16 protein-coding genes and 1 riboswitch are annotated in these 15173 nt (G+C 68.2%); of the genes, 12 read left to right on the forward strand and 4 right to left on the reverse strand.

The features are described from left to right. Nucleotides 1-44 precede the first annotated feature (44 nt). The 6 genes from VK92_RS29385 to VK92_RS29410 all read left to right on the forward strand — a co-directional run bounded on the left by VK92_RS29385 (nucleotide 45) and on the right by VK92_RS29410 (nucleotide 6225). Nucleotides 45-1073, forward strand: coding sequence for an ABC transporter substrate-binding protein (locus VK92_RS29385; protein WP_021159576.1), 1029 nt, complete (start codon nucleotides 45-47; stop codon nucleotides 1071-1073). 16 nt (nucleotides 1074-1089) lie between these two features. Beyond that, complete coding sequence (locus VK92_RS29390; protein WP_048024450.1) at nucleotides 1090-1914, forward strand: ABC transporter permease; 825 nt, start codon at nucleotides 1090-1092, stop codon at nucleotides 1912-1914. Between the two features lie 10 nt (nucleotides 1915-1924). Beyond that, nucleotides 1925-2833, forward strand: a complete 909-nt coding sequence (locus VK92_RS29395; RefSeq protein ID WP_048024448.1) for an ABC transporter permease — start codon at nucleotides 1925-1927, stop codon at nucleotides 2831-2833. Between the two features lie 13 nt (nucleotides 2834-2846). Continuing rightward, nucleotides 2847-3878 (forward strand): ABC transporter ATP-binding protein, encoded by a 1032-nt coding sequence (locus VK92_RS29400; protein WP_048024446.1) that lies wholly within the window; start codon nucleotides 2847-2849, stop codon nucleotides 3876-3878. An 87-nt stretch (nucleotides 3879-3965) separates the two neighbouring features. Continuing rightward, complete coding sequence (locus VK92_RS29405) at nucleotides 3966-4790, forward strand: phosphodiesterase (protein WP_021159580.1); 825 nt, start codon at nucleotides 3966-3968, stop codon at nucleotides 4788-4790. A gap of 235 nt (nucleotides 4791-5025) precedes the next feature. Then, a complete protein-coding gene (locus tag VK92_RS29410; RefSeq protein WP_048024444.1) occupies nucleotides 5026-6225 on the forward strand; it encodes an MFS transporter in 1200 nt (399 codons plus the stop codon). A gap of 21 nt (nucleotides 6226-6246) precedes the next feature. Here VK92_RS29410 and VK92_RS29415 read toward each other — a convergent pair whose 3' ends face one another. Further along, a complete protein-coding gene (locus VK92_RS29415; protein WP_048024442.1) occupies nucleotides 6247-7419 on the reverse strand; it encodes an EamA family transporter in 1173 nt (390 codons plus the stop codon). 504 nt (nucleotides 7420-7923) lie between these two features. Between VK92_RS29415 and VK92_RS29420 the strand changes: the two genes are divergently transcribed. Both VK92_RS29420 and VK92_RS29425 read left to right on the forward strand, forming a co-directional pair. Beyond that, the gene (locus VK92_RS29420) at nucleotides 7924-8277 is read left to right on the forward strand and encodes a type II toxin-antitoxin system RelE/ParE family toxin (RefSeq protein ID WP_042976757.1); all 354 of its coding nucleotides are present in this window, start codon (nucleotides 7924-7926) and stop codon (nucleotides 8275-8277) included. Beyond that, nucleotides 8274-8555 (forward strand): helix-turn-helix domain-containing protein, encoded by a 282-nt coding sequence (locus VK92_RS29425; protein WP_021162059.1) that lies wholly within the window; start codon nucleotides 8274-8276, stop codon nucleotides 8553-8555. The genes VK92_RS29420 and VK92_RS29425 overlap by 4 nt, the downstream gene beginning before the upstream one ends. 40 nt (nucleotides 8556-8595) lie before the next feature. On the opposite strand, the gene VK92_RS29430 is transcribed toward VK92_RS29425, so the two are convergent. The 3 genes from VK92_RS29430 to VK92_RS29440 all read right to left on the reverse strand — a co-directional run bounded on the left by VK92_RS29430 (nucleotide 8596) and on the right by VK92_RS29440 (nucleotide 10414). After that, nucleotides 8596-9384, reverse strand: a complete 789-nt coding sequence (locus VK92_RS29430) for a molybdopterin-dependent oxidoreductase (RefSeq protein ID WP_021162060.1) — start codon at nucleotides 9382-9384, stop codon at nucleotides 8596-8598. A gap of 29 nt (nucleotides 9385-9413) precedes the next feature. Next, nucleotides 9414-10046: a cytochrome b/b6 domain-containing protein gene (locus VK92_RS29435; protein ID WP_027787939.1), complete on the reverse strand. Its 633-nt coding sequence runs from the start codon at nucleotides 10044-10046 to the stop codon at nucleotides 9414-9416. A 92-nt stretch (nucleotides 10047-10138) separates the two neighbouring features. Further along, nucleotides 10139-10414 (reverse strand): pentapeptide MXKDX repeat protein, encoded by a 276-nt coding sequence (locus VK92_RS29440; RefSeq protein WP_027787940.1) that lies wholly within the window; start codon nucleotides 10412-10414, stop codon nucleotides 10139-10141. A 269-nt stretch (nucleotides 10415-10683) separates the two neighbouring features. Further along, nucleotides 10684-10800: riboswitch (TPP riboswitch) on the forward strand. Nucleotides 10801-10924: 124 nt separating this feature from the next. Between VK92_RS29440 and thiC the strand changes: the two genes are divergently transcribed. From thiC to VK92_RS29460, 4 genes are all read left to right on the forward strand, one after another. Then, entirely contained in the window at nucleotides 10925-12856 is a 1932-nt protein-coding gene (thiC, locus tag VK92_RS29445; RefSeq protein ID WP_048024440.1) for a phosphomethylpyrimidine synthase ThiC, read from the forward strand. Between the two features lie 249 nt (nucleotides 12857-13105). Then, nucleotides 13106-13318, forward strand: a complete 213-nt coding sequence (locus VK92_RS29450; protein WP_021162063.1) for a glycine zipper 2TM domain-containing protein — start codon at nucleotides 13106-13108, stop codon at nucleotides 13316-13318. 195 nt (nucleotides 13319-13513) lie between these two features. Then, on the forward strand, nucleotides 13514-13753 hold the full coding sequence (locus tag VK92_RS29455) for a hypothetical protein (protein ID WP_021162064.1): 240 nt from the start codon (nucleotides 13514-13516) through the stop codon (nucleotides 13751-13753). A gap of 143 nt (nucleotides 13754-13896) precedes the next feature. After that, nucleotides 13897-14823 (forward strand): DMT family transporter, encoded by a 927-nt coding sequence (locus VK92_RS29460; RefSeq protein WP_048024438.1) that lies wholly within the window; start codon nucleotides 13897-13899, stop codon nucleotides 14821-14823. Nucleotides 14824-15173 lie beyond the last annotated feature (350 nt).

Here is a 15173-nt window from a genome sequence, read left to right on the forward strand (position 1 = left end):
TGATCGCCTCACCCCAGCGCCTCACCCTCGCCCGGAGACCTACCGTGTCCTTTCGCCTGACCTCGCTGCTGCGCGCGCTTGCAGCTCCCGTAGCCTGCGCCGCGCTTATCGCCGGCGCGCCCGCCGCCCACGCCGACGAAACGGCGATCTGCTACAACTGCCCGCCCGAATGGGCCGACTGGGCCGCGCAGATCGCCGCGATCAAGCAGAAGACCGGCATCCGCGTGCCGTTCGACAACAAGAACTCGGGCCAGTCGATCGCGCAGCTGATCGCCGAGCAGAAGAGCCCGGTGGCCGACGTCGTCTACCTCGGCGTGTCGTCGGCGTTCCAGGCGAAGGACAAGGGCGTGATCGCGCCGTACAAGCCCGCGCACTGGAACGACATCCCCGCGAACCTGAAGGACCCGCAAGGCTACTGGTTCGCGATCCACTCGGGCACGCTCGGCTTCTTCGTGAACAAGGACGCGCTCGACGGCAAGCCGGTGCCGCGCTCGTGGGCCGACCTGCTGAAGCCGGAATACAAGGGCATGGTCGGTTATCTCGACCCGTCGAGCGCGTTCGTCGGTTATGCGGGCGCGGTAGCCGTGAACCAGGCGCTCGGCGGCAGCCTCGACAACTTCAAGCCGGCGCTCGACTGGTTCAGGAAGCTGAAGGCGAACGCACCGATCGTGCCGAAGCAGACCGCGTATGCGCGCGTGCTGTCGGGTGAGATCCCGATCCTGCTCGACTACGACTTCGATGCGTATCGCGCTAAGTACAAGGACAGTGCGAACGTCGAGTTCGTGATTCCGAAGGAAGGCACGATCGCGGTGCCGTACGTGATGAGTCTCGTGAAGGGCGCACCGCACGACGCGAACGGCAGGAAGGTGCTCGATTTCGTGCTGTCCGACGAAGGCCAGAAGCTGTGGGCCAACGCGTACCTGCGCCCGGTGCGCGCACAGGCGCTCGGCGCCGACGTCGCGTCGAAGTTCCTGCCGGCGAGCGAATACGCCCGCGCGAAATCGGTCGACTTCGGCAAGATGGCGGCCGGCCAGCAGGCATTCGGCCAGCAGTACCTGCAAGTGATGCAGTAAGCGCCAGGACGCACCGATGCTCGACCTGACTTTCCCGCTGCGCTGGCGCGTCGCGCTCGTCGCGCCGGCGCTCGCGGTGTTCGCCGCCTTCTGGCTGCTGCCGATGGCGGCGCTCGTCCGGGTGTCCGCCGACGGCGCATTCCTCCCGCACTACGCGGCCCTGCTCGGCAATGCACGCTACATGAAAAGTCTCGGCGAGACCGTCGCGCTCTCCGCGGGCGTCACGCTCGCGACGCTCGCGCTGTCGACGATCTCGGGCCTCCTGCTCGCGCGCCGCGAATTCGCGGGCAAGCGCGTGCTGCTCGCGCTGCTCACGTTCCCGCTCGCGTTCCCGGGCGTCGTGGTCGGCTTCATGGTGATCATGCTCGCCGGCCGGCAGGGGCTGATCGGCATGCTGTCCGCGAAGCTCACGGGAGACAAGTGGGTGTTCGCGTACTCGGTCGCCGGGCTGTTCGTCGGCTACCTGTACTTCTCGATTCCACGCGTGATCGTCACCGTGATCGCGGCCGCATCGAAGCTCGACGCGTCGCTCGAGGAAGCCGCGCGTTCGCTTGGCGCGTCGCCGTGGCGCATCTTCGTCGACATCGTGCTGCCGGCGCTTGCGCCGGGCCTGATCGCGGCCGGCGCGATCTGCTTCGCGACCGCAATGGGCGCGTTCGGTACCGCATTCACGCTCGCCACCGACCTGAACGTGCTGCCGATGACGATCTACACCGAGTTCACGCTGAACGCGAACATCGCGACGGCGGCCGGCCTGTCGATCGTGCTCGGGATCGTCACCTGGGCCGTGCTCGCGCTCGCGCGCCGCTTCACCGGCCACACCGCCGCCGCCGCGGCCTGAGGATTTCCGCATGCAATCGCTTTCCGGCTCTTCCGCGCCGTCGCCTTCGCCTTCGCCGGCACCTGCTCCCGCGCAAGCGAACGGTTTCGCCCGCCGCGCGCCGCGCGTCACCGGCGCGCGCATGATCGCCGCGCTGCAATGGGGCGTCACGCTGCTGCTGTGCGCGTTCCTGATCGTGCCCGTCGTGATGTCGGTGCTCGCGGGCCTCACCGTCAACTACTTTCGCGGCCTGTCGAGCGGCCTCACGCTGCGCTGGCTGGAACAAGTGTGGCAGCAGTATCACGGCTCGGTCGCGCTGTCGCTCTACGTCGCGTTCGCGACGCTCGCGATCGTGCTCGTCGTCGGCGTGCCGGCCGGTTATGCGCTCGCGCGCAGCAAGCACCGCGTCGCACGCGCGATCGAGGAAGCACTGGTGCTGCCCGTCGCGCTGCCCGGCCTCGCGTCGGCGCTCGCGCTGCTGGTCGTCTACGGCGGCTTCACCGCGTTCCGGATGAGCCTGTGGTTCATCGTCGCCGGCCACGTCGTGTTCACGCTGCCGTTCATGGTGCGCGCGGTGGCAGCCGTCGCGGCCGGTGCCGACCTGCGCACGCTCGAGGAAGGTGCGGCCAGCCTCGGCGCATCCTTCGTCACGCGCTTCGTCACGATCGTGCTGCCGAACCTGCGCCCTGGCATCGTTGCGGGCGCGCTCGCGGTACTCACGCTGTCGATCGGCGAATTCAACCTCACGTGGATGCTGCACACGCCCGACACCAAGACGCTGCCGGTCGGGCTCGCCGATACCTATGCGTCGCTGCGCCTCGAAGTCGGCAGCGCGTACACGATCCTGTTCCTGCTGATGACGCTGCCGCTGCTCGTCGCGATGCAGTGGCTCGGTGTCGATCCATCCGGCTCACGCGCGCTCAAGAAGCGCCCGCGCTGAATCTCTCGCAGACATGAAACTCGATTCCACTCCCATCACCCTGACCCGCTGTGCGAAGACGTTCCGCGGCACGCGCGTGCTCGAACCGCTCGACCTGTCGATCGGCGCGGGCGAAACGCTCGTGCTGCTCGGGCCGTCGGGCTGCGGCAAGACGACCACGCTGCGCCTGATCGCGGGCCTCGACACGCCGGATGCCGGCGGCACGATCGCCTTCGGCCACGACGACGTCACCGCGTTGCCGATCGAGCGCCGGCAGGTCGGCATGGTGTTCCAGAACTACGCGCTGTTTCCGAACCTGACGGTGCGCGGCAACGTCGGCTACGGGCTGAAGATCCGCAAGACCGAGCCGCGTGCGCTGCGCACGCGCGTCGACGAGCTGCTCGCGATGATGCGGCTCGACGCGCATGCGGATAAGCCGGTCGACCAGTTGTCGGGCGGCCAGCGGCAGCGCGTCGCGCTGGCCCGCGCGCTGGCGGTGCGACCGCGCGTGTTGCTGCTCGACGAGCCGCTGACCGCGCTCGACGCGAAGCTGCGCGACGTGCTGCGTCGCGAGATGAATGCGCTGCTGCGCGAGCTCGGCGTGACGACGGTCTACGTGACGCACGACCAGGCCGAAGCGATGGAGCTCGGCGACCGGATCGTCGTGATGGGCGCGGGCCGCATCGAGCAGATCGGCACGCCGCGCGACATCTACTACCACCCGGCGAACCGCACGGTCGCGCAGTTCATCGGCACGCTGAACCGGCTCGCCGGGCAGTGGCGCGACGGCACGCTGGTGACCACGGGCGGCGCGATCACCACGCCGCACGCGGCCGACGAGTGGTTCTTCCGCCCCGAGGATGCGCAACTCGCCGATCCCGCGCATGCGCCGCTGCGCGGCGCGGTCAGCGCGTGCGCGTTCCTCGGCGAACGCACGCGGCTCATGATCGAGCACGCGGCCCCCGATGCGCTCGTGATCGACGTGCCGGGCCGCATCGCGCTCGCACGCGGTACGGCTGTCGGCCTCGCGATCGCACCGGAAGGCCTGATCGCGCTCGGCGCGTAATCGGTCGTTCGGGCATCATTCATGCAGCCCCCTACCGCGGCGCGCGACGCCGCCGCGACAACAACCAGACGATTCCGAGGAACGACGATGCTGCTTGCTCAAATCAGCGATCTCCACATCAAGCGTCCGGGCCAGCTCGCGTACCGGCGCGTCGACACCGCGGCCGCGCTCGCGCGCTGCATCGACAGACTGAACGCGCTCGTGCCGCGCCCCGACGCCGTGCTCGTCACCGGCGACCTCACCGACTTCGGCCACGATGAAGAGTACGGCAACCTGCGCGGGCTGCTCGCGGCGCTCGAGATTCCGTACTACCTGATGATCGGCAATCACGACGACCGCGCCGGGCTGCGCCGCGCGTTTGCCGATCGCGCCGAGCTGCAGGATGGCGAATTCGTGCAGTACGCGCTCGACGTCGGCGCGGTGCGCGTGCTCGCGCTCGATTCGCAGGTGCCCGGCGCAAGCCACGGCGACCTGTGCGACGCACGGCTCGCGTGGCTCGCCGCGCAGCTCGACGCCGCGCGCGACCGGCCCGTGATCGTCGCGCTGCATCATCCACCGTTCGCGGCGGGAATCGGCCACATGGACAAGCTGCGCCTCGCGCCCGCCGCCGCCGCGAAACTCGACGCGTTGCTGCGCGCTCATCCGAACGTCGAGCGCGTGCTGTGCGGCCACGTGCATCGCACGATGTTCACGCGCTTCGGCGGCACGCTCGCGTCCGCGGTGCCGTCGCCCGCGCATCAGGTCGCCTTCGACCTGCGAACCGATGCGCCGTCCGCATTCCGGCTCGAGCCACCGGCGTTCGCGGTTCACCGTCATGCTCCCGATACGGGGATGACGTCGCATCACGTGTATGTCGATGAAGGCGCCGGGCCTTATCCGTTCTACGAGCCGACGGGCGAGCTGGTCGATTGACGGAGTGAAGCGCGCGCGGTGACGAGGCGGCGGACGGCCGGTTTGCCGGTTTGCCGGTTTGCCGACTCTGCCGACTCTGCCGACTCTGCCGGCTTCGCCGGTCCGCCGCCCCGCCGCGCGCCCGGCAGGATTCACGCCGCTCCGGTATGATCGGCAGCCTTGACCGGCGCCCCGCGCGCCTGCGCACCCGATGCGTGCGCCGCGCGCCGCGCCGCCCCACTCCGTCCGCGCAGCCATGTCCACCGCCTCCACCGACCATCCGACCGACGCCGCCTCGCCCCACTATTCGCGCAGCCTGCTGTTGCTGCTCGCGACGATCGCGGGCGTATCCGTCGCGAACATCTATTACAACCAACCGCTGCTCGACAGCTTCCGCTCCGCGTTTCCCGACGGCGCTTCGTGGATCGGCGCAGTGCCGACCGCGACGCAGCTCGGCTATGCGGCCGGCATGTTCCTGCTCGCGCCGCTCGGCGACCGCTTCGACCGCCGCCGGCTGATCCTGATGCAGATCGCCGGCCTGTCGGTCGCGCTGATCGTCGCGGCCGCCGCGCCGTCGCTGGCCGTGCTCGCCGTCGCGAGCCTCGCGATCGGCGTACTCGCGACGATCGCGCAGCAGGCCGTGCCGTTCGCCGCCGAGATCGCGCCGCCGGCCGAACGCGGGCACGCGGTCGGCACCGTGATGAGCGGCCTGCTCCTCGGCATCCTGCTCGCGCGCACCGCCGCCGGTTTCGTCGCCGAATATTTCGGCTGGCGCGCGGTTTTCGCCGCGTCGGTCGCGGCGCTCGTCGCGCTCGCCGCCGTGATCGTGCTGCGGCTGCCGCGCAGCTCGCCGACTTCAACGCTGTCGTACGGCAAGCTGCTCGGCTCGATGTGGCATCTGGCGGTCGAACTGCGCGGGCTGCGCGAGGCGTCTTTGACGGGCGCCGCGCTGTTCGCGGCATTCAGCGCGTTCTGGCCCGTGCTCACGCTGCTGCTCGCCGGCGCGCCGTTCCATCTCGGCCCGCAGGCGGCCGGCCTGTTCGGGATCGTCGGGGCGGCGGGCGCCCTCGCGGCGCCCTACGCGGGCCGCTTCGCGGACAAGCGCGGCCCGCGCGCGATCATCTCGCTCGCGATCGCGCTGCTCGCGCTGTCGTTCGTGATCTTCGCGCTGTCGGGCTCGAGCCTCGTCGGGCTCGTGATCGGCGTGATCGTGCTGGACGTCGGCGTACAGGCCGCACAGATCTCGAACCAGTCGCGCATCTATGCGCTGAAGCCCGAGGCGCGCAGCCGCGTGAACACGGTGTACATGGTGTGCTATTTCATCGGCGGCGCGCTCGGCTCGTCGGCCGGTGTGGCCGCGTGGCACGCGTTCGGCTGGATCGGCTTGTGCGCGACCGGGCTGGCGTTCACCGCGCTGGCGGGCTGGTTCCACCATCGCGGCGGCCGGCGCGACTGAACGCGACCGGCCACGGCAGCGTCACGCGTCGCTGCGGGGCGCTGCCGGCTCGGCGGCGGGCGGCGGCGCGAACGCCGGCGCCGGATCCACGACCCCGGCGGGGTCCATCACGGCAGCCGGGGTCGGCACGGCCAGCGGAACGGCGGAAGGCGCCAGGATCGGCGCCGGATCCGGCACCGCGATCTGCTCGGGCGCGGACGAAGCCTCCGCCGCCGACGTGGCTGCCGCGGTCGCCGAACCGGCCGCTGCCGCGCGCGCCGCGGGCCGGCGCGCCGGATCGAACACGAACGACAGCCCGACGCTGCCGAGGATCGCGACGGTCGCGACCACGGTCGCCATCGTCACCGGCTCGCCCAGCAGCAGCGCACCGAGCGCGACCGCGACGATCGGGTTCACGTACATGCAGCTGCTCGCGATGATCGGGCTCGTGTGGCGGATCAGGTAGCCGTACGCAACGTACGCGGCCATCGTGCAGAACACCATCAGGTACAGGAACGCGAACACCGGCCCCACCATCACGTGCTCGATGCGCTCGCCGATCAGCCAGGCGACGAGCGTCGAGATCATGCCGCCCAGGCCGATCTGCAGCGACGTGGACAGGAACAGGTCGGACGGAAGCTTGAGCCGCGTCGCGAGATGCGCGCCGCCGGCCCAGAACAGTGCGCCGGCCAGCACGCAGATCGTGCCGAGCGCCGAATTCTGCGCGGCCGCGCCGCCCGAATTCAGCACGACGATGCCGACCATGCCGAGCGCGACGGCCGCCCACTCGCCTTTCGTGACCGGCCGCCCGGCGACCGCCGCGATCACGGTCGCGAACAGCGGCACCGTGGCCACCATCACCGCGGCCGAGCCGCTGCTGACCGAACTGATCCCGAGCGCGATCGTGCCGGACGACAGCGCGACGAGCATCGTGCCGACGATCCCCGCATTGCGGATTTCGAGCAGCGTCGGCCATTCGGGCTTGCGCCGTAGCGCGAAGATGAACAGGCCGATCCCGCCGAGCAGGTTGCGCAGCCCCGACAGCAGCAGCGGCGGGAACGACTGCAGCGCGAAATGCAGGCCGCTGTAGGTCGAACCCCAGACGAAATAGATGAACACGAGCGCCAGCGCGACGCGGCCGCCGCGGCTTTGCGGCAGGCGGATCCGGAACGAGAAGCGGGCGAGGAAATCGAGGAGACGGTCGAGCGGCGTCATTGCGCAGCCTGCCCGCACGTCGCGCCGCGTGCTCCGCTGAAAGACGCCGGCGATGCCGGCAAACGGCCCTGGCGGGACCGGGAAGGCAGAGCGAACGTGCGGAACGACATGGCAGTGCGAACGGCGACGAAAGAGAACCGGCAGGCGGCGGCAGAGGGACAAAAAAAATGCGCGCAACCGCTTCGGCTGCGCACGCTCGGCATTATGGCATCAAGGATTCGAAAGCATCATCGGACCTGTCTGAAAGGATCGCGAATGATGTTTCCGCGCGACATTTTACGGCCGGCGGGCGGGTGAAATCGGGGGCCGGATACGCCGCGCGCATGCGCTGCCGGTGCCGGCTCGCCCCACTGCCAACGGCAATCCGCCGCGCGCGAGCCAGGCATCGGCCGAACGGCCAGTCCTGCACACCGGCCATGGCTTCCCCCTTATCGTGACGGTCGACTCACGCGCCGCGTGCCCTGCGCGACCTTCGTTCAAAACCCGCCACACCCATACAAAATTTTGTATAATTCGACCATTCTTCCGCCGAAGCCGGTTGTTTTCGTCGGCAGCGCCCTCGCCGATCTTCGCGGTTTTCCGCTGCCCGCGCGACGCGAAGCCGGCCACCAGATCGACCAGGTGCAACGCGGCCTGGCGCCGGACGACTGGAAGCCGATGCGCACCGTCGGCGTCGGCGTGCGGGAAATTCGCCTGCGCGAAACGAGCGGTGCATTCCGGATCATTTACGTCGCGACCTTCGCCGACGCCGTCTACGTGCTTCACTGCTTCCGGAAGCAATCGGCGCGCACGACCAGGGCCGATATCGATCTGGCCGCCCGGCGCTATCGCGCGCTGATGATGGAGAGGAAACGATGACCAACGAACGTTACGAGAGCGTCTGGGACGCAATCGAGGGCCAGCCGGCCGAAGCCGAGAACATGAAGCTGCGCTCCGAACTGATGATCGCACTCAAGCAGCGCATCGCGCAGCTCGAGCTCAGCCAGGCCCAGGCCGCGAAACAGCTGGGTGTCACGCAACCGCGCGTCTCCGACCTGCTGCGCGGCAAGATCAACCTGTTCGGGCTCGACGCGCTCGTCAACATGGCAGCGGCTGTCGGCCTGCGCGTCGACCTCCAGGTGCGTGAATCCGCGTGATGCGTCGCGGCACGCGCCGCCACCGCATGCCACGCATCGCTCACGATCCGCCGAACCAGTTGTACCCCTGATCCACCCAATAGCCGCCCGGATACGTATCGGTCACGAAGATTTCCATGATGTGCTTCGGGTTCTTGTAGCCGAGCTTGGTCGGCATCCGCAGCTTCATCGGGAAGCCGAATTCCGGCGGCAGCCGGCGGCCGTCGTAGTCGAACGCGAGCAGCGTCTGCGGATGCAGCGCGGTCGGCATGTCGATGCTCTCGTAGTAATCGTCCGCGCACTTGAAGCCCACGTACTTCGCCCGTGTATCGGCGCCGGCCCGTGCGAGAAACGCGCCGAACGGCGTGCCGCCCCAGCGGCCGATCGCGCTCCACCCTTCCACGCAGATATGTCGCGTGATCTGCTCCGCGTGCGGCAGCGCATACAGTTCGTCGAGCGTCCACACGCGCTTGCCCGTCACGCGGCCGGACAGCACGAGCCGGTACGTCGACGCATCGACGTGCGGCACGTCGTCGATCCCGTAGTACGCGTTGAACGGGAACGGTCGCGTGATGTCGGCTTCGGTGTAGGTCGGTGCGAGCCGTTCGCCGCTGAACAGCCACGCCTGCACGCGGTCGTTCATGCGCGACACCGTCTCGAGGAACGTGTTGACCGACGCGTCGTCCTTCAACGTGCAGCCGGTCAGCATCGTCAGGCCGCCGAGCGTCAGGATGCGCCGGTTGAAGAGGCGCCGCGACGGCATCTCGAGCTCGCGGCGCACGTCGAGCTCGAGCGACTTCCGGTCGAGCGTCCAGCGCGAACCGTCGCGCTTGTATTCGGATTCCGACATGATGATTTCCTTCGCCCGCGGCTCGCGGGTCAGCGACCGCGCAGCATCGCGAGCAGCGAGCGCGGCACCAGCAGCGCCATCGCGACGTGAACGACAACGAATGCGACGAGCAGCGACATCGCCCAGAAGTGCACGACACGCGCGTTGTCGTAGCCGCCGAACAATTCGCGCAGCAGCGGGAATTGCACGGATTTCCAGATCGTGAGCCCCGACAGCACCAGCACGACGAGATCGACGATCGCGGTCAGGTAGGCGGCACGCTGCACCGCGTTGTAGACGCTCAGGTCGTCGTGCGACAGCCGTCCGCCCAGCGCGGCACGCACGTCGCGCCATATCGACGCCGGCGTGACCGGCAGCATCTTGCGTGCGAGGCGCCCCGTCGCGATCGACATCGCGAGGTAGAACAGCCCGTTGCCGACCAGCAGCCACATTGCCGCGAAATGCCATTGCAGCGCGCCGCCAAGCCAGCCGCCCAGCGTGATGCCGTGCGGAAACACGAACGGCGGATAGATCGGCGACGCATCGTAGATGCGCCAGCCGGACAGCACCATCAGGATCGCCGCGAGCGCATTGAGCCAGTGGCTCGCGCGCACCCACAGCGGATGAATCGGGCGCGCGGGCGGCGTGGCGGTCGCGCGGCCGGTAGCGGGAACGGTTTGCATGATGAAGACTCCGGGAATGAGTCGACGAGACAGGATGCGGTGCGGGCGGCCGCCGTGCGACGCACGCGCCGGCCGCGCCGCGTCCGCTTCCGTCAGTTCGACGGCGCCATCTTGTCGCCCGACGGCTTGCCCATCTCGTCGTGCGACATCGCGTCCTTCTTCATCGCGTCTTTCTTCATCGCATGCTTTTTCATGCCGTCCTTCTTCATCGCGTCATGGCCCATTGCATCCTTGGCCATCGCGTCGTGGCCCATCGCGTCCTTCGACATCGACGAACCCGGCTGCGACATCGCGTCGTTCTGCGCATACGCGCCCGTGGCGATCGTGGCGATAGCGGCGACGCAAGCGGCGATCAGTACTTTTTTCATGACATCTCTCCAAAACATGGGTTTAAGGAGCCGAATAGACGGACGACGTCGCGGGAAATGACAGCCGCTGCGAAAAATTTTTTTGAAGTTGCGCGAAAGCGCGCCATGTTGCACCGCTTCACCCCGGCCGGCCAAGCCGTGGGGCCATGCGGCGACGACGCGCGCTGCCATTTCGACGGGCCATCGCACCGCCCGCCATGCTGCGGCCGCACCGGGGCAGCCGATCCTCTCCCGGTTGAAACCGCCGCGAAGCCAGTGTATCGTGTGCGCTGCTAACGCGGGGGTCCTGCAATGCGCGCGGTCAAACAACCGGCATTGCGGGTGAGAAATACCCTTTGAACCTGATCTGGATAATGCCAGCGCAGGGAAGCGTACGGATTTCGCCGCCATCCTTCTGACGAAATCCGCCGCCTCACCAAGCCTCGTCTCCTGCTTAGCTCGAGCCCCACATTCGTCAAGGGCTCCGGGCAAGCGCCGAAGCGCCTGTCCGGCGCTCATACAGGAGATTGCATGAACGCCAATCCGAAGTTTCTGTCCGCCGACGCACACGTCGACGCCGCCGCTGTCGCCCCGCTGCCCAATTCGCGCAAGGTTTATGTAACCGGCTCGCAGCCCGACATCCGCGTGCCGATGCGTGAAATCACGCAGGCCGATACGCCGACCGGCTTCGGCGGCGAAAAGAACCCGCCGATCTACGTGTACGACACGTCGGGCCCCTATACCGATCCGGACGCGAAGATCGACATCCGCGCGGGCCTGGCCGCGCTGCGCCAGGGCTGGATCGAGGCACGCGGCGACACCGAAGTGCTCGGCGGCCTGTCGAGCCAGTACGGCCTCGAGCGCGCGGCCGACCCGGCCACCGCCGACCTGCGGTTCCCGGGCCTGCACCGCAATCCGCGCCGTGCACAGGCCGGCAAGAACGTCACGCAGATGCACTACGCGCGCCAGGGCATCATCACGCCGGAAATGGAATACATCGCGATCCGCGAGAACCAGCGCCGCGCCGAGTACCTCGAGAGCCTGAAGGCGAGCGGCCCGAACGGCGCGAAGCTCGCCGCGATGATGGGCCGCCAGCACCCGGGCCAGGCGTTCGGCGCAGCGGCCTTCGGCGCGAACGCGCCGGCCGAGATCACGCCGGAATTCGTGCGCTCGGAAGTGGCATGCGGCCGCGCGATCATCCCCGCGAACATCAACCACCCGGAATCCGAGCCGATGATCATCGGCCGCAACTTCCTCGTGAAGATCAACGCGAACATCGGCAACTCGGCCGTCACGTCGTCGATCGGCGAGGAAGTCGACAAGATGACGTGGGCGATCCGCTGGGGCGGCGACACGGTGATGGACCTGTCGACCGGCAAGCACATCCATGAAACGCGCGAGTGGATCATCCGCAACAGCCCGGTGCCGATCGGCACGGTGCCGATCTACCAGGCGCTGGAAAAGGTCAACGGAAAGGCCGAGGACCTTACCTGGGAAATCTTCCGCGACACGCTGATCGAACAGGCCGAGCAAGGCGTCGACTACTTCACGATCCACGCGGGCGTGCGCCTGCAGTACGTGCCGCTCACCGCGAACCGGATGACGGGCATCGTGTCGCGCGGCGGCTCGATCATGGCGAAGTGGTGCCTCGCGCATCACAAGGAAAGCTTCCTGTACGAACATTTCGAAGAGATCTGCGAGATCATGAAGGCGTACGACGTGAGCTTCTCGCTCGGCGACGGCCTGCGCCCCGGCTCGATCTACGACGCGAACGACGAAGCGCAGCTCGGCGAGCTGAAGACGCTCGGCGAACTCACGCAGATCGCGTGGAAGCACGACGTGCAGGTGATGATCGAAGGCCCCGGCCACGTGCCGATGCAGCTGATCAAGGAGAACATGGATCTCCAGCTCGACTGGTGCAAGGAAGCGCCGTTCTACACGCTCGGGCCGCTGACCACCGACATCGCGCCGGGCTACGACCACATCACGTCCGGCATCGGCGCCGCGATGATCGGCTGGTTCGGCACCGCGATGCTGTGCTACGTGACGCCGAAGGAACACCTCGGCCTGCCGAACAAGGACGACGTGAAGGAAGGCATCATCACGTACAAGCTCGCCGCTCACGCCGCCGACCTGGCGAAGGGCCACCCGGGTGCGCAGGTGCGCGACAACGCGCTGTCGAAGGCGCGCTTCGAGTTCCGTTGGGAAGACCAGTTCAACATCGGTCTCGATCCGGACAAGGCGCGCGAATTCCACGACGAAACGCTGCCGAAGGATTCGGCGAAGGTCGCGCACTTCTGCTCGATGTGCGGCCCGCACTTCTGCTCGATGAAGATCACGCAGGACGTGCGCGAGTTCGCGGCGCAGCAGGGTGTGTCGGAAACCGAAGCGCTGAAGAAGGGGATGGAAGTCAAGGCAGTCGAGTTCGTCAAGACCGGCGCCGAGATCTATCACCGTCAATAAGCACGCGCGGCGGTCCGCCCGGACCGCTCCGTGTCGCGCTCAGGCGCTGCGCAAGCCCGCTTTCGAGCGGGCTTTTTTGCGCGTGTGCACACCGCGTGCCTGCCGGCGCGAGGGAAACAAATGATTACGAAACCGCCCGAGCCTTAACAAGTCCTTACAGCTGCGCCACGGGACGGCGCGTAGATTGGGGTCATGCGCGGTCGCCAGCCGGTCGCGCGACCTCCGTTCACTACCACAAGGACAACGATCATGAATTCGATTCGGCGTTTTGGGGTATGCGCTCTGCTCGTCGCGACGGTGGCCAGCCTGTCGGCCTGCGATTCGATGTCACGACGCCAGCGCGATACGGCAATCGGTGCGGGTGTCGGCGGCGTCGCCGGCGCGGCGATCGGCGGCAGCGCGCTGTCGACGCTCGGCGGCGCAGCGGCCGGCGGCATCATCGGCAACCAGGTCGGCAAGTAAAAGAGGCGGCGAGCGCGCCGCGACAGTCGGCCAGACGGCGTTTTCGCGGTGCGGAAGCGCCGTTTTCGCATGCGGCGCCGCAACGTGGCCGGCCGCCCGTGCGGAAATGATCCGTTACCGTTCTGCACACCGTGTCATCGGCGCGCGGCCTAAGCTTAAGCATCTGCCGATTGCCGGCTCCGCCGGAGAGACATCATGAACAGGACCCTCGTCGCCGCGGCGCTCGCCTGCGTGACGCTCGCCGGCTGCTACTACCCGTACGGCTATTATCCCGGCGGCTATTACACGGCTGCACCGGCCCCGGTCTATGTCGATCCGGGCCCCGCCTATTACTATCCGGCACCTGCCTATGCGCCTGCATGGGGCGGCTATTGGGGACCGGCGGTATCGCTCAATTTCGGCTTCGGCGGACGCGGCGGCTGGCGCCATCACTGACCGGGCTCGACCGCCGGCACGCGGCTATCCCGTGCCGGCAACCGGCGACATTCCCGTTTCTTGTCATTTCATCGAAACGTGAAACGACGGGCTGGTAACGGGGTGTAAGATTCTCCGCATCCCTTCCCCGCCCCTCACACTCGATGTCGCCCAAGAACGCCCTTCTGCTGACCGTGCTCGCCGCCCTGTGGGGCGCGTCGTTCCTGTTTATCCGGATCGGCGTCGTCGATCTCGGCGTGGCGCCGCTGATGGCGTTGCGGGTCGGTATCGGCGCGCTGTTTCTCGCGGGCTTCGCGCTGACGCGCTTCAAACCCGCCGACCTCGGCACCCGGCTGCGCCGTCACGCGTGGCCGTTGTTCGTCGTCGGCGCACTGAACTCGGGCATCCCGTTCTGCCTGTTCGCGTTCGCCGAGCTGACGCTGTCGGCCGGCGTGACGTCGGTGATCAACGCGACGACGCCGCTCTGGGGCGCGCTCGTGGCCTACCTGTGGCTGAAGGACAAGCTGTCGCTGCCGCGTGCGCTCGGCCTCGTGATCGGGTTCGCCGGCGTGCTCACGCTCGTGTGGAACCAGATCGCGAGTGCGCATGGCGAAACGGGCGCCGCGGCGACCGCGCTCGCCGCCGTCGCGGCGCTCGGCGCGACGCTGCTGTACGGTATCGCGGCCAATTACACGAAGCGCAAGCTGACCGGCGTCGATCCGCTCGTCAACGCGACCGGCAGCATGATCGGCTCGACCGTCCTGCTGCTGCCGTTCGCGATCGCCACCTGGCCGGCCGCGCCGGTCAGCGCGCACGCGTGGGGCTCGGTGCTCGCGCTCGGCGTCGCCTGCACGGGCATCGCGTATTTCATCTTCTTCTACCTGATCGCGCATGTCGGCCCCGCCCGCGCCATCACCGTGACGTTCGTGATTCCGGTGTTCGGCCTGCTGTGGGGCGCGCTGTTCCTCGGCGAACACGTGTCGGCCGTGATGATCGAAGGCTGCGCGATCGTGCTCGTCGGCACCGCGCTCGCGACCGGCGTGATCAAGCGGATTCCCGGGATCCGGCCGCGCAGCGGCGAAGCGACCTGACGATTCATTCGGGTGCACGTATCGCCATCGGTCGGGCCGTGATGCGTTCCGACCGGGTGCCGGCCGTTCTCCGCGTCGCCGTGGAGGGTGCCGCAGCACCGCCGGCATTCGTCTGACGGCGACATGCGCTCGCGGCCCTGCCGGCCGCCGGGATTTCCCGCGTCGCCTCATCGCGCTCACCATGCTCGCCAAACCGCCGGGTCGTCATGTGCGGCGGCGCCCTTCGCGTCGCGGCGGTGATGCGCGGCACGCATGCGCGCCGCGCCGGCCGCAGCCGCATACCCGCGTGCGTCTGGAGTTTCCCTGATACGCGAGCGGCCCCGTTCCCGTTACACTCCGAACACTTACCC

Source organism: Burkholderia sp. LK4, assembly GCF_001043615.1.
GTDB classification, from domain to species: Bacteria; Pseudomonadota; Gammaproteobacteria; order Burkholderiales; family Burkholderiaceae; genus Burkholderia; species Burkholderia cepacia.